This window comes from Paenibacillus glacialis (genome assembly GCF_001637205.1).
Classification (GTDB): domain Bacteria; phylum Bacillota; class Bacilli; order Paenibacillales; family Paenibacillaceae; genus Paenibacillus_AQ; species Paenibacillus_AQ glacialis.
In genome coordinates this window covers 136,285-149,657 of record NZ_LVJH01000006.1, presented here as the reverse complement: position 1 = coordinate 149,657, position 13,373 = coordinate 136,285, and the positions used below count along the sequence as shown (strand labels likewise).

Sequence of the window (13,373 nt, the reverse complement as noted above, 5' to 3'; positions counted from 1 at the left end):
GATTCGACAGAGAAGGGAAGTTAATCACATGAGATTGAGTGTATTGGATCAAGCACCCGTTACGAAGGGGAATACGGCACAAGATGCCTTGAAAAAGGCGGAAGAACTTGCTATATTGGCAGATGAATTAGGATACGTTAGAATGTGGATGGCAGAGCATCATGGTTCTAACACGTTTGCAAGCTCGGCGCCTGAAGTGACAGCAGCTCACTTGGCTGCCAAAACAAACAACATTCGTATCGGTACGGGTGGCGTTATGATGATGCATTATTCTCCATTGAAACTTGCTGAAGTGTTTAAAACACTAAGTGCCTTCTCCCCTGGGCGGATTGATTTTGGGGTTGGTCGCGCTCCCGGAGGAGATACCAACGGTATGTACGCTTTATCTGAAGGTCGTCAACTCATGTTGAACAACATGTATACTAAGTTTGATACAGCATTACAGTTGATCAATGATATCGTACCGCAAGATCCCTTATACGATAAAACACTTGCGACACCGACTCAAATCGTATTACCTGAAGCCTGGATGCTGGGATCTAGTGGAAGTAGCGCGTTGAAAGCAGCTGAGATGGGCGTAGGCTATTCTTTCGCACAGTTCTTCAATGGTGCTATGACGAAAGAGATTTTAGATACCTATAAGAATAACTTTAAACCTTCGGCATTTATGGAGAAACCTGAAATTAATGTGAGTTACATGGTAACAACAGCTGAAACGAAAGAAGAAGCTGAGTTTGAAGCGTTACCACAAGATATTTTTCGTTTAAGTATGATGAAGGGTCAGATCACACAATTGCTAACACCTGAAGAAGCCCAAAATTATTCGTTGACCGAAATCGATCGCATTCAAATGAAAGAAAGTCGGAAACTTCATCTCGTGGGATCCGTTAAAGACATAGCGGCGTTGTTACAAGAAGAACAAGCGAAATATGGATTTGATGAGGCTATGATTTGTAGCATTCCACATTCGCAAGAGAAACGTTTGGAAGTATATCGCTTATTGGCACGGGAACTATTTTAGAATAAAATAAAGAATCATAATATATAAAAGGATGGGGAAAACAGATGATAAACAGTATAGATCGTATTAATGAATTAGCAAGAAAACAGCGTGGAGAAGGCCTAACCAATGCAGAAAAGGTTGAGCAACAAGCATTACGTGAAGACTACTTACGTGAAATTCGCGGTCAAGTTCTCAATACCATTACAGGATTAACTGTGGTCGATCCACTTGGAAATGATGTTACACCTGATAAAGTACGTGCAGTGAAAGAAAAGGCTTCGGATAAAAAAGACTAATTATGAGATTCAAATATGATTACGAATCAATTTTTTTTGACAATCTGATCAATATAGAGTAATATCCACATGTGATAAATATTATCGTTAGCTGAAGCTTCAAAATACTGTGGACGATGCGAATGGTCTGAACTCAAGGTTCTCTCTTAACAGGGAGATCTTTTTTTTTTTTGATAGGAATCCAATTATAGGGGTGGGAATCGTGGACACATCAAATCGTAATCAAGTACTTATTGTTGAAGATGACGATAATATAAGACGGTTTATATCGATTAATTTAACAAATAACGGATTTGTGGTAAAAGAGGCTGCATTTGGAGAAGAAGCGTTACAGAGCTTCACAGCGAATAGACCCGATGTGGTTGTTCTGGACATTATGCTACCGGATGCCAATGGATTTGAAATCTGCCGAAAGCTTAGAGAGAAGGACCCTGCAATCGTCATCGTCTTCTTAACTGCACGCGGCCAAGATCTGGACAAAATCAAGGGACTTGAAATCGGTGCCGACGATTATATAGTCAAACCATTTAATCCGTTAGAACTTGTAGCACGAATTAAAGCGATATTGCGCCGTACTGAAGGTTCCTTTAAACAACAAAAACGTATACTTCAATCTGGTCCAATTCGAATGGATCTGAATTCGAATAAGGTGTTCAAGCATGATGACTTCATTGAATTAACACCGAAGGAATTCCAAATGATTAGGATTTTCTTAGAACATCCCGATACAGCACTAACCAGGAATGAATTATTGAACCTCGTATGGGGAGAGGATTATATTGGAGACCCTAAAACGGTGGATGTCCATGTGCGAAAATTAAGAGAGAAGATTGAAGACGATAGCTCCAAGCCACTTTGGATCGAGACGGTATGGGGTTTGGGATACCGCTTCAGGAAGGATGGTTGAATAAATGGGTATACAGAAAAGATTAGTAGGTAGTTATGTTGTGGTCATTTTTCTTACTGTTCTCATTCTTGAGATTTTTCTCATTGTTTCTGTGAGATTTTATTACTTTCATAATGTAGAGCGAATTCTGATGAATCAAGCGGAGTTATCCGCTTCTTTTTTTCAGCAATATTTTGCAGATGAGGATCTGGAGAAACAATCAGACCGATTGTTGAAAGGGTTCTCACACAATTCTGATGCCCAAGTGCAGATTATTAATCTATCGGGTCGACTTCTTCAGGACTCTACAGGACTTCATGATGATAACAACATGATCAAGTATCCAGATGTGCAAGTAGCTATTCAAGGAGAACCAGGTATTTGGAAAGGGAAGGACCCTTCAACTCAAGAAGCCATATTAGCGGTATCTTTTCCCTTACAAGTAAATGACGTCACCGTGGGGGGAGTCAGGTTCGTTACTTCGTTGACTGAAACATTTAATACGGTTAATCAAATTACAGTCGTACTGATCTGTGTCGGTATGCTTGTTATTGCGATTGTTACCGTGCTTGGACTATTGCTGTCATGGACCATTACTAGATCAATAAAGGACCTTAAACAGGCAGCAGACCGGATGACAGAAGGAGACTTCAGCAAAAGAGTACCTAAGCGATATCAGGATGAGCTCGGTTCTCTGGCAGATACGTTAAATATGATGGCAAGTAGAATTTTGAAGAGCGAACAGCTTAAAAATGATTTTATTTCATCTGTGTCGCATGAACTACGTACGCCATTAACGTCGATTAAAGGTTGGGTCATCACGTTGAAATCGAATAGGATTGATAACAAGCAATTGCTTCATGAAGGCCTTGATATTATCGAATCAGAAGGTGACAGGTTGACTCGTATGGTAGATGAACTGTTAGATTTCTCTAAATTGGATAACGGAAGAATCGCCATACACTTCGCACCTGTCCATCTGCCGGCATTACTACATCATATTGGCAGACAACTTTCTCCCAGAGCTACCCGGCAAGGGATCTTACTTGAAATACAAGTAGATGAGACCATTCCTACCATTCAAGCTGACGAGAACCGATTAAAGCAAGTACTGATTAATTTAATTGATAATTCGCTCAAATTTACAGACGATTCAGGGCGAATCCTTGTTCATGCACACACCACTCTCGGACAAGTCATTATTACCGTCGAGGACACAGGCTCAGGAATCGCGGAGGAGGATCTAGAGAATGTGCTACATAAATTTTACAAAGTAGATCAACATACTTCTGGAAGCGGTTTGGGTCTATCGATATCCGATCAGATCATAAAGCTGCATCGTGGAGAATTGCGAATAACCAGTATGGTAGGTAAGGGAACGATAGTTCACATTCACCTTCCAATATAAAGGAATTTAAATTTAACTATTTCATAACCACTTCATTCCCTTCTGAAGATAGAATAGTAAATATGACAAGCGAGGAGTAGGTATTCAGAATGCTCAATAAGCTGATTAATATAGGCATGATATTAGCTACGTTATTGTTGCTCGAAGGATGTGAGATGCCTGCAACACCAATAGATATGATTAAACCTCCAATATCAGAAACAAGCATTCAGCGACATAAACTCAGCCATGAACTTATCAAATTACTGCCTGATGAAGTCCAATTGTTAGCCCCTACGCAAGGGAAAGAGGGCAATGAAATCTCATTCGGAGATATGGACGGTGATGGTATCGATGAAGCTGTGGTTGTATATGAAGTGAATAAAGCGACAGGTAAAATGATAAAAGCGGCGTTGTTTAAGCAACATCGTGAGGAGTGGCGAATGATTTCGGAAGTTGATGGTTTTGGTTATGGCTTGGAGTATGCTGGATTTCCAGATATCGATCATGACGGTCGATCCGAGCTCGCGCTTGGCTGGTCATTGGGTGCTGCAGGGAATGGTCTGGATATTTATGGGCTGAACGAAGATAAGTTGAAGTTGGTATCCAAGAAGGAGTATACCGGTAATCTCGATCTTGAGTAATCAGTCAACAAGGTAGTAGTTAAAGCGATGGTGGTGTCCAATGATTTGAAAGGTTCAATAAGATGCTGTCCTAATAACACATAATAGTCCGTGGCACTGCGTCATGAAACAAGGCGTATTTCCGCTCATCGGATTATTTGTGATGTTCGTTTTTACCGAAATTCAACAAAATAGAGGTTGTCAGATGATTAACATTCGCAAAATTGCAAAACTGGATAAATCCATTCTGCTCATTATGTGTTGTCTTGTTACCACGGGCACCATTGCTATTTATGGAGCAACAACGGATACGAAATTGGAAGGGCTTCACATTAGTAATTTATATCTATTCGGTGCATTTTGCATTCCGATGCTAGTTCTCGCATTGTTTGATTATAGAATCCTGTTAGGTAAGCTGTCATACCTATTCTATGGAATAGGTATTGGGATGTTAGTTCTTGTCAAGTTTACTGGAGAGAATATTAACGGCGCGGTTCGTTGGCTAAGTATTGGGCCATTTCAGCTTCAACCTTCTGAATTAGCTAAAATATGTACAATACTGCTGATTGCTCATTTATTGGGTAAGCGTGAGGGAGCGAAGCTCCGTCCTTTGCAAGATTTATTACCGATAGGTATCATTTTTATGATACCTATCATCTTAATTATGCAACAGCCAGATTTAGGTACTTCTCTCGTCTTTGTGGGTGTATTGCTTTGTATGCTGTGGATGGGTAACATCCGTGCTATATATATGATTCTGTTCATCAGTATGATGATGATTACGATTGGGACAATGTTATGGCTTTACTATGCCAACTTCGAATTGTTGTCCAAGATTGTAGAGCCACATCAAATGTCAAGAATTCAGACTTTTCTTGACCCAACCAGCGATCCTGATAAATCATGGCATGTTAAAAATGCGATGCATGCGATCTCTTCTGGAGGATTGACTGGAAGTGACGGATCTCTTTTACGTAGAGGATATATTCCTTATGCGTATTCCGATTCGATCTTTGTGGTCATAGGTGAGGGATATGGTTTTATTGGTTCTTCCATATTGTTGATACTATATTTACTGCTCGTGTATCGTATGGTTCATATCGTCATGGAAAGTAGAGAACTTGCAGGATCATATATTGTTATCGGGCTTATTGGAATGTTAGTCTTTCAAGTTATGGTTAATATTGGCATGCATATCGGTTTGGTACCCCTGACAGGTATTTCCTTACCATTCATAAGTTATGGAGGTAGCTCACTTCTTTGTAATATGATTGCGATCGGTTTGGTGTTAAGTGTCAATGTTCATAAAGACGAAATTGATTAGGATTATTACAGGAATGGAAAGAAGGTTAGAAATTGGGCATATCCACAACTGAGGTTTACTTATTTCAATTGATCAATGATTTGGCAGTATCATTCTCTGTATTAAATCCATTTATGCGATTTTTATCAGAAAAAGCGGAATACTTATTTTACCTAGGGATTATTGTTTATTGGTTTACTCGCATTCATATAAACAGGAAAATGGTGATCATAACTCTCTATTCTGCTTGTATTGGATTTGGAATGGGTAGTATCCTTTCACACTTTTTCTATAGGGACAGGCCTTTTGTCTATCATACGGTAAATCAATTAATTGAACATGCCGCTAATGCTTCATTTCCAAGTGACCATTCGATTGGTGCTTTTGTTATCGCAACAGGCATTTGGTTGTTTCGTAAAAAGGATGGAATCATTTGGCTTGTATTGGCAGGGTTGATTTCATTCTCCCGAATTTGGAATGGCGTACATTATCCTACCGATGTCCTCATGGGTTCATTCATAGGTGTTGTCAGTGCAATAATGATTTATCAAATTGTTAATCGATGGTCTGTTGCTAATAAGTGTGTGAACGCGGGCTTATATTATTATGAAAAAATCGAGAACAAAATTTGGGAGAATAATAAAAGAGACCGATCTAATTTCAATAATTGAATGTTATTAGGACTGAATGGAGGAAATCATGTCTGTAAAACGCAAAAGGATAGCATTTCGTAAAGTTATGATGATCATGTCTCTAGTCATAGTGGCCCTCTTACTTGGAGCTGGAATATATGTGGGGTATATATATTATAAGGCAGATTCTGCGATTCAAAGCATGGCAGCTCCAGAAACCTTTAAGCCTAATAATTCTCTAGCTGGTATTCAAAAAAAAGAATCCATTAAACCTATGATATTTCTTATTGCTGGTATAGATAGTCGCGAAGGTGGCGGTGGGGTGATGAATACAGATGTTCTTATGCTTGTCAGTTTTAATCCGCAAACCCATTCAGCCAGTCTCTTATCACTGCCGCGTGATTTGCTGCTGAAGCCCAAATCATTACCATCCCGCAAAGCCAATTATTATTATGCCTATTACTATATAAAGGATAAGTCAGAAGTTATTCCGAACACAAAACGTTTTTTCGGCGATTTGCTAGATCTTCCGATTGATCATATGGTCGTGGTAAATTTTGATTCGATACGGCAGACGGTGGATGTGCTTGGCGGCCTTAAAGTGGATGTTGACATGGATATGAAATATAATGACTCCGCAGACGGGACTCATATCAATTTGAACAAAGGATTGCAGACTCTTAATGGTAAAGAAGTACTCGACTTCGTGCGGTATCGCAAATCGAATCAAGGAACCCAGGAGTCCTCCGATTTCGCACGTAATGATCGGCAGCAGCAAGTGATCAAGCAGATCATTGATAAATTGGGGGCTTTTCAAGGGATCTCCCAATGGGGAAATGTATTGGACATTATCGGAAAAAATGTGAAGTCTGATATTCCTGAATCAGATCTTCAACAATGGATCTTCAACTTCCCAAAAATCAAACCGAATGATATTCGTTCATTACATTTGGAGTCCCGTTGGAAAAGTCCCTACGTTTACGTGGAGAAAGAGGAATTGCAACATGCATTGGATGCTCTACGTGAGGAGGTAGGTGTCAGCACAGAAAGTTCGATTACCTTGGAAGCTGTTGGCGTGCGGGATTAAAATATTAAAAGGAGCCATATGGCTCCTTTTAATTTAAGCAAAGTAATTGTAAAGGGTTAAACCTGTCTTTAGATACTCCATAAACATTAAGGTTTTAATTGTACTAGATAGAATTATCTGATTTATTCACTGAACTCTTCCACAGTGATCGTGTAACTATTGGAGTGGACTTTGCCTACATTCGTGCGTTCATCTAAAATGAACTGGTAAATCGCTGATGAATAACCTTTGAGAAAATGGCTAAGTAGATACTCATTAACCGTAATAAAGTAGGTGATGCATACTGTAGTGCCAGCATTCACCGTACCCAAAGGGATTGTTCCTTTAAATGGCGTCTGTGGAGAAGGAATACCATCGATCGTGATTATATTCGAATCCAGCATGGTTCCCTCAGGATAGAGCTGGATGAGTGAAACATTTGCAGGCCAATTCCCTGTATTGCTCAGTAATAGCTCGAACTTCACACGTCCACCTATTTCTACACAGGTAGGATCGACACAAATTTCAAGAGAAATGAGTGGTGTGAATATATACGTAGATACGACGTTGGAGCGGGCGATTTGTCTTACAGTACGCCCGTCAGGTAATAGAAAAGTGTAATGTAACGACCCTTGATTCTTGATTTCTGATATTTCATGAATATTTATAGCTGTAGCTATCGTTACCTTGAATTTCACTACGGTTAAAGATTCTGGGCTTAAGGTGGATAATGGAATTCCTGAATCGGGTAGAACACCTTTCATAATAACTCCATTTACCAGTACGCTATCCCATACGAAAAGAGTACCTGATGGAAAGACATCAAATAATATCGCATCCACCGCTATATTTCCATTGTTTCTAACTGTAAGTTCGTACCATAATGGGTCTCCAGGAGCTGCACGGGATAGCTCCACCATTTTACTAATCGTAACATCAGGCGAGACGACGGCTACCACAACAGTGTTGCTCTCCGTATTGTACTGATTTCGATCAACTACATAAGAGACCTTAGCAGTATTAATCAACGTTGAGGTTGGAGGAACCTCCACAATACTTACACGAAAAGATATTTCAACGGTTGAGCCTGAACCCAAGTTATCCAGGTATATCTCTTGATTTGGGTCCGATTCCGGATAATACACGCCCGACACGATGACGCTTCCGGTAATGAAGACAGCTCCTTCAGGGACCGGAATCACCACTATGACATCCTGCAAAGATTGAATTCCTTCGTTCATAATTGTTAACGTATAGGTTACAACATCCCCGACAAAAGTAGTCGATGTATTCGCAGTTAATGAAGTGTAGATCTGAAACGCTATTAAGGAGATGGTTACCGTATTAGAGTAAAGTTCGTCTGCTATTAGAAGGCCTTCTGGTATAACAAAGGTGAATTTACAAAGTGCCTTATTGAGTAAGGTCAGGCTTGGGGGTAACGATACAACGATAACTTGAAAAGATATGATAACTTGGGTCTCAGGTGTTAGCGTTCCCGCGGGTATTCCTGAAATTGGATCCACTCCTGGCAATAGAATGCCGTCTCTTAGAACGCTGTTGAGAATAAAGGATACCCCTTGGGGTAGCGTATCATAAATAGTTAACTTAGCAGCCGTATTGCCGATATTGTCGGCAATAATGGTATACACAATAGTCTCATCCAAGGAAGCGCGGACTTTGTCCGCGCTTTTGATCAATGAAGGGACTGGGCCCACGACCGGGGTGTCGACGATATTCGAATAAGCGATGCTTTCAACACCCGCTGCCGAGCTGAAGAGTACCCTAGACTGATTAGTTACGACAGGATAAGGACGTGAGCCGCTAGTCATACGCTGATTACCTGAACCTGGAATATAACAGTTGTGGAAGCTCCTGCTGCAATGCTGCCGATGATGATGCCAGATGCCGGATTTCCAGTAGGACGGGCTATTCCATCTACGATTACACTACCAGCAACAAACTGACTGCCTGCTGGAATCGGGTCAATGAGAATAACGTTGCTAACAGCTTCTATGCCGTTATTCGTAGCAACAATCGTGTAAGTGATGATATCTCCAACCACTGCGTCGGTTGCCGGAGTACTTTTAACTACGGTTACGTTAGGAGACGAGACTGGAATGACCAGGACGTTTGAAAGTGAAGTGCCGGAGAGAAGACGTCCGTCTGGTGGAGTGAATGTAAAGGTTCCGGTTGCTTGATTCACGAGTTGTTGTGGAGAAGGAAGTGTCTCTACCGTAACTTGGAATGTGATTGTTACGATAATCGTATCAACCGGAGCAATCGTGCCAATATTTAACCCACCCGCTGGATCAACTCCAGGTAGGGGTACACCATTGACGAGAACACTGTTCGGAATAAATATGGCTCCAGGAGGTACTGTATCGGCGATCGTTACGTTTGCAGGCAGGTTGCCGGTGTTCGTGACGTTTAAAGAATAAGTAACGGTATCTCCAACGGTTGCGTTGGTTGTATTGGCACTCTTGAGAATAACAACAATTGGCTGATATACAGGAATAACTAGCGTATTGGAAAAAGAAGAACCAGAGAAAATACCGGATCTGAAACTGATAGAAGCCTGATTACTAAGTGATGCAGGATTAGGAAGTACATTTACAATCGTATTGAAAGAGACAACGAATGATGCACCTGGGGCGAGTGTACCCAGTGAAATACCGTTTGCCGGATTTGGATCTCTGACATGACTACAAACAAATCGCTGACATAAGGCATTACTCGGCTGGCCATCACAAACTCAGCGGTATTGTCTGGCAGTGGGATACCTTGATTGATGTCGCAGACAATATCTACGTCAGGGCCCTCAACGAGATCAATCCCTAGATAACCTTTTTCTTTGTTGGAACTGCACCCTATATCTATTCTCAAGATGACCACTCCCTTTGTGAGGTAAATAGGTTCATCTTTATTGTATTAATACCCGCGTGTCGTGCATCCGACTGATGCCTAATAGAATCGGAAGTTGTAGAGAAGCGTGGTATTATAGAAGAATGAATTCCGATATTAATGAAGATACATAAGAAAAGGCGATATGCTAGTGAGAAGATGGAGGTTGGTATGGCTAATATTAACGAGATAGCTAAATTGGCCGGCGTGTCAGTAACGACTGTATCAAGGGTGTTGAATAATCATAAATACGTCTCTGATGAAAAAAGGTCGGCAGTTCAGAAAGTGATCGCTGAAATGGATTATACGCCTAACAAAAACGCAGTCGATTTAATTCGAAGGGAAACAAGAATGATTGGTGTAATCATCCCGTATAACAACAATCAAGCATTCGATCAACTGTTACATGGTGTGCTTAATGTATCTATAGAAAATGATTATTCTGTAACTGTACTCCCAACTAAATATAATAAAGATAAAGAATTAGAATATCTTGCTATGCTCAAAAACAAATTGCTAGACGGCATAATCATTACTTCGCGTTCAAATGAGTGGGAATCCATCATACCGTTTACAAATTATGGACCTGTGGTTTGTTGCGAATATACGGAGCATCCCGAAATAGGTTGTTCCTATATCGATAGATACGCATCTTATCTTGAAGCATTTCAGTATCTTAAAGAAAAAGGACATTCAAGAGTAGCTATAACTAGAGGAAGAGGTATGGAGAGCATTAGCACACGACAGACACTGGATGCATACAAGGATACATTTGGAGAACTTCCTTCAGAACTTCACATTTCCGACTGTTATAGTGTTGAGGATGGGTATCAGGCTGGAAAGCAATTACTGAACCTAGATGCGAGACCAACAGCAATCTATGCCAATGGGGATGAGGTTGCAGGTGGTATTTATATGTACGCACAATCGATTCATCTGAAAGTTCCTCATGATATAGCGATCATGGGACAGGAGAATCAACCCATTGGTGTGGGATTAGGTCTTTCCTCCGTAGATCATCAATTAATTAAAGTGGGTGAGCAAGCTTTCGATCTTATCATGAGTAAATTAAAACATAAAATTGAGATCCCTTATCAAATTATTCACCGCTCATCCATTTAAGTGTTGACATGAAATCCATTTCATACTTTATCATGGTCTAAACAGATAGATACTATGGGAGGATGAAGTGGAATGTACAATACGATTATTTTTGATGTAGATGGCACACTAATGGATACAGAAAGAGCGGTATTGGGTTCACTTCAAAAGATGCTAAAGATAGATTATGACAGAGATATTGAAACACATGAATTATATTTTGTACTAGGAATTCCTGGTGTGTACTCATTAAAAGAGTTAGGGATTCATGATATTCATAAGGCACATGCGCGATGGGAGCACTTCATGAAGGATTTCTATCATTCGATCGAGGTATTCGGTGGGATTTCTGATTTGTTAATTACTTTGAAACAAAGGAATATCAATCAAGGGATAGTTACTTCAAAGACAACGCAGGAATTACAAGATGATTTTGTCCCATTTGGTCTTATGGATCAGTTAACACATTTCGTCTGTGCAGATGATACGTTGAAGCACAAGCCTAATCCGGAGCCACTGTTGAAGTTCTTGGAGATATCGGGTGCTGATCCTGTAACGTCTATATATATTGGGGACACTATTTATGATTATGAATGTGCTAGAGATGCTGGGGTGGATTTTGGTCTCGCACTATGGGGATGCAAAGATCATACCAAAATACCAGCTAAATATAAGTTTGAACAACCGAATGATATCATCAAGTTACTCTCGAACTAATCAATCCTTTTCATGATATCCATAGGGAGGGAATTGTATGGTCAAAGATGTAACCATTGAACAAATCATATCCATCGAAGACTATGTTGATGAGCTTGCAGTCCTTCTAATAGAGGTAGTTGACGGTGGGTCTTCGATGGGTTTCTTACCATCATTGGACTTATTGGGGTCTCGAGCATATTGGGAGAATGTATTAGGACCTGAAGTGATTCTATTTGTTGCTAAAATAAATGATTCCGTCGTCGGTAGTGTACAGTTACATTTATGTAATCAAGAGAACGGTGATCATAGAGTTGAAATCGCTAAATTAATGATACACCCTAATTATCGACGGAATGGTATCGGAAGGCTATTAATGCAAAAGGCTGCGGTGAGAGCTAAGAATGAAGATAGGTCTTTATTAGTTCTCAATACAAAAGCAGGTGACCCAACAAACCAACTTTATACTTCATTAGGCTACATTCAAGTTGGACGAATTCCAAACTATACGATGTCAATAGATAGAGTGTTACATGCAACTTTTCTATATTATAAAATCCAAAGACTCGAAATTTGATAGTAGTAAACAATAAGCAATCGAACAGAGACCAGCGTTCGATTGCTTATTTGTGATTAGAAAGAGGTTTGAGATCACTCATAATGTAACATTATAATAGTATTAGAGTTACACTATTAACTTGATCTCTTTACATAGCACGACCAATTGATGAACACCATGGAACTGCTGACGATTACGTTCATTGATGCTTAACAGTGCATTCTCAGTGACTAATTTGGCTTGATCGATGCTCTGATGTTCCACGGTACGAACAATTTCCTTCATATTCTCCAAAAAGTAGACGGTCCTCCGTAATGTGCGTATAAGCAAAATTTGCCGTATATGTATTGATGTGAAGATTCGGTATCCATTCTCTGAATCTCGTTCTGGTGATATTAGTCCTTCTTTTTCCCAATGTCGAATGGCGGATTCTTGCACATCGGTGAGATTAGCCACTTCGCCAATGTTCATGTGACTTTTTAGCTTCTTATTTGAAATGAGTGATAGTTCCGTATCTTGAAGTAACTCAAGCGTCTGGTCGGCTATGACTTTTTCGTGTTGTAGATTGGCTTGTTCTTTGTTGATAATCCAGAAAGCTGTGTCCATATCACCCGCTTGAACATGGCGCAGTACGTTACAAGTGATCGCGACACCAAATCCGGTGAACATGGTGCGCAAGCAACGAAAATAAGCTAAATGTACATTTGTATAAAGGCGATAACCATTCGCAGCACGAGCAGGTGTCGGAATGACTCCCCATGATTCATAATGTCGCAAAGCAGATGTACTAATATTTAGTTCTCTAGCAATCTCAATTGGCTTAAAGTATTCCATGTCCAGTTCCCCCTCAAGTAGATTTACACTATACCAAACACACTTATAATAAACAAACGTTAAACAAAAAGATTAAAGTGCTATTA

General features: G+C 40.1%; 15 protein-coding genes and 1 pseudogene. 11 read left to right on the top strand and 5 right to left on the bottom strand.

Annotated features, from left to right (window positions below; translation table 11 throughout):
• Nucleotides 1–28: 28 nt before the first annotated feature.
• The 8 genes from PGLA_RS05130 (at nucleotide 29) to PGLA_RS05095 (ending at nucleotide 7,217) form a co-directional block, all read left to right on the top strand.
• Nucleotides 29–1,021 (top strand): LLM class flavin-dependent oxidoreductase, encoded by a 993-nt coding sequence (locus PGLA_RS05130; RefSeq protein ID WP_068529700.1) that lies wholly within the window; start codon nucleotides 29–31, stop codon nucleotides 1,019–1,021.
• Nucleotides 1,022–1,065: 44 nt separating this feature from the next.
• A complete protein-coding gene (locus PGLA_RS05125; RefSeq protein ID WP_068529697.1) occupies nucleotides 1,066–1,299 on the top strand; it encodes a DUF896 domain-containing protein in 234 nt (77 codons plus the stop codon).
• A 202-nt stretch (nucleotides 1,300–1,501) separates the two neighbouring features.
• Entirely contained in the window at nucleotides 1,502–2,206 is a 705-nt protein-coding gene (locus tag PGLA_RS05120) for a response regulator transcription factor (protein ID WP_068529694.1), read from the top strand.
• A 4-nt stretch (nucleotides 2,207–2,210) separates the two neighbouring features.
• Nucleotides 2,211–3,593 (top strand): sensor histidine kinase, encoded by a 1,383-nt coding sequence (locus PGLA_RS05115; RefSeq protein WP_068529691.1) that lies wholly within the window; start codon nucleotides 2,211–2,213, stop codon nucleotides 3,591–3,593.
• Nucleotides 3,594–3,682: 89 nt separating this feature from the next.
• Entirely contained in the window at nucleotides 3,683–4,216 is a 534-nt protein-coding gene (locus tag PGLA_RS05110) for a hypothetical protein (protein ID WP_068529689.1), read from the top strand.
• Between the two features lie 184 nt (nucleotides 4,217–4,400).
• A complete protein-coding gene (locus PGLA_RS05105) occupies nucleotides 4,401–5,519 on the top strand; it encodes an FtsW/RodA/SpoVE family cell cycle protein (protein ID WP_068529687.1) in 1,119 nt (372 codons plus the stop codon).
• Between the two features lie 32 nt (nucleotides 5,520–5,551).
• Nucleotides 5,552–6,169 carry an undecaprenyl-diphosphatase gene (locus PGLA_RS05100; RefSeq protein ID WP_068529685.1) on the top strand — a complete coding sequence of 206 codons (618 nt, stop codon included), beginning with the start codon at nucleotides 5,552–5,554 and terminating at the stop codon, nucleotides 6,167–6,169.
• Between the two features lie 28 nt (nucleotides 6,170–6,197).
• Nucleotides 6,198–7,217, top strand: coding sequence for an LCP family protein (locus tag PGLA_RS05095; RefSeq protein WP_068529683.1), 1,020 nt, complete (start codon nucleotides 6,198–6,200; stop codon nucleotides 7,215–7,217).
• A gap of 122 nt (nucleotides 7,218–7,339) precedes the next feature.
• On the opposite strand, the gene PGLA_RS05090 is transcribed toward PGLA_RS05095, so the two are convergent.
• The 4 genes and pseudogenes from PGLA_RS05090 to PGLA_RS05080 all read right to left on the bottom strand — a co-directional run bounded on the left by PGLA_RS05090 (nucleotide 7,340) and on the right by PGLA_RS05080 (nucleotide 10,079).
• Nucleotides 7,340–9,025: a DUF11 domain-containing protein gene (locus PGLA_RS05090; RefSeq protein WP_068529680.1), complete on the bottom strand. Its 1,686-nt coding sequence runs from the start codon at nucleotides 9,023–9,025 to the stop codon at nucleotides 7,340–7,342.
• Complete coding sequence (locus tag PGLA_RS05085; RefSeq protein ID WP_068529678.1) at nucleotides 9,022–9,399, bottom strand: DUF11 domain-containing protein; 378 nt, start codon at nucleotides 9,397–9,399, stop codon at nucleotides 9,022–9,024. Before PGLA_RS05085 ends, PGLA_RS05090 begins: the two co-directional genes overlap by 4 nt.
• Nucleotides 9,400–9,432: 33 nt before the next feature.
• Nucleotides 9,433–9,684: pseudogene (locus PGLA_RS29665) on the bottom strand (DUF11 domain-containing protein); the annotation flags it as partial.
• A 122-nt stretch (nucleotides 9,685–9,806) separates the two neighbouring features.
• Complete coding sequence (locus PGLA_RS05080) at nucleotides 9,807–10,079, bottom strand: class I SAM-dependent methyltransferase (RefSeq protein WP_068529676.1); 273 nt, start codon at nucleotides 10,077–10,079, stop codon at nucleotides 9,807–9,809.
• 138 nt (nucleotides 10,080–10,217) lie between these two features.
• Between PGLA_RS05080 and PGLA_RS05075 the strand changes: the two genes are divergently transcribed.
• The 3 genes from PGLA_RS05075 (at nucleotide 10,218) to PGLA_RS05065 (ending at nucleotide 12,471) form a co-directional block, all read left to right on the top strand.
• On the top strand, nucleotides 10,218–11,219 hold the full coding sequence (locus PGLA_RS05075) for a LacI family DNA-binding transcriptional regulator (protein ID WP_342671681.1): 1,002 nt from the start codon (nucleotides 10,218–10,220) through the stop codon (nucleotides 11,217–11,219).
• Between the two features lie 72 nt (nucleotides 11,220–11,291).
• Nucleotides 11,292–11,915: an HAD family hydrolase gene (locus tag PGLA_RS05070; protein ID WP_068529670.1), complete on the top strand. Its 624-nt coding sequence runs from the start codon at nucleotides 11,292–11,294 to the stop codon at nucleotides 11,913–11,915.
• A gap of 37 nt (nucleotides 11,916–11,952) precedes the next feature.
• Nucleotides 11,953–12,471, top strand: a complete 519-nt coding sequence (locus tag PGLA_RS05065) for a GNAT family N-acetyltransferase (protein WP_068529668.1) — start codon at nucleotides 11,953–11,955, stop codon at nucleotides 12,469–12,471.
• Between the two features lie 108 nt (nucleotides 12,472–12,579).
• On the opposite strand, the gene PGLA_RS05060 is transcribed toward PGLA_RS05065, so the two are convergent.
• On the bottom strand, nucleotides 12,580–13,287 hold the full coding sequence (locus PGLA_RS05060) for a MerR family transcriptional regulator (RefSeq protein ID WP_068529665.1): 708 nt from the start codon (nucleotides 13,285–13,287) through the stop codon (nucleotides 12,580–12,582).
• Nucleotides 13,288–13,373 lie beyond the last annotated feature (86 nt).

Bases quoted from the DNA above. Each gene is read 5' to 3' on its own strand.
- PGLA_RS05130 (WP_068529700.1), top strand. From the start codon at position 29: ATGAGATTGAGTGTATTGGATCAAGCACCCGTTACGAAGGGGAATACG.
- PGLA_RS05125 (WP_068529697.1), top strand. From the start codon at position 1,066: ATGATAAACAGTATAGATCGTATTAATGAATTAGCAAGAAAACAGCGT.
- PGLA_RS05115 (WP_068529691.1), top strand. From the start codon at position 2,211: ATGGGTATACAGAAAAGATTAGTAGGTAGTTATGTTGTGGTCATTTTT.
- PGLA_RS05110 (WP_068529689.1), top strand. From the start codon at position 3,683: ATGCTCAATAAGCTGATTAATATAGGCATGATATTAGCTACGTTATTG.
- PGLA_RS05105 (WP_068529687.1), top strand. From the start codon at position 4,401: ATGATTAACATTCGCAAAATTGCAAAACTGGATAAATCCATTCTGCTC.
- PGLA_RS05095 (WP_068529683.1), top strand. From the start codon at position 6,198: ATGTCTGTAAAACGCAAAAGGATAGCATTTCGTAAAGTTATGATGATC.
- PGLA_RS05090 (WP_068529680.1), bottom strand. From the start codon at position 9,025: ATGACTAGCGGCTCACGTCCTTATCCTGTCGTAACTAATCAGTCTAGG.
- PGLA_RS05075 (WP_342671681.1), top strand. From the start codon at position 10,218: ATGAAGATACATAAGAAAAGGCGATATGCTAGTGAGAAGATGGAGGTT.
- PGLA_RS05070 (WP_068529670.1), top strand. From the start codon at position 11,292: ATGTACAATACGATTATTTTTGATGTAGATGGCACACTAATGGATACA.
- PGLA_RS05065 (WP_068529668.1), top strand. From the start codon at position 11,953: ATGGTCAAAGATGTAACCATTGAACAAATCATATCCATCGAAGACTAT.
- PGLA_RS05060 (WP_068529665.1), bottom strand. From the start codon at position 13,287: ATGGAATACTTTAAGCCAATTGAGATTGCTAGAGAACTAAATATTAGT.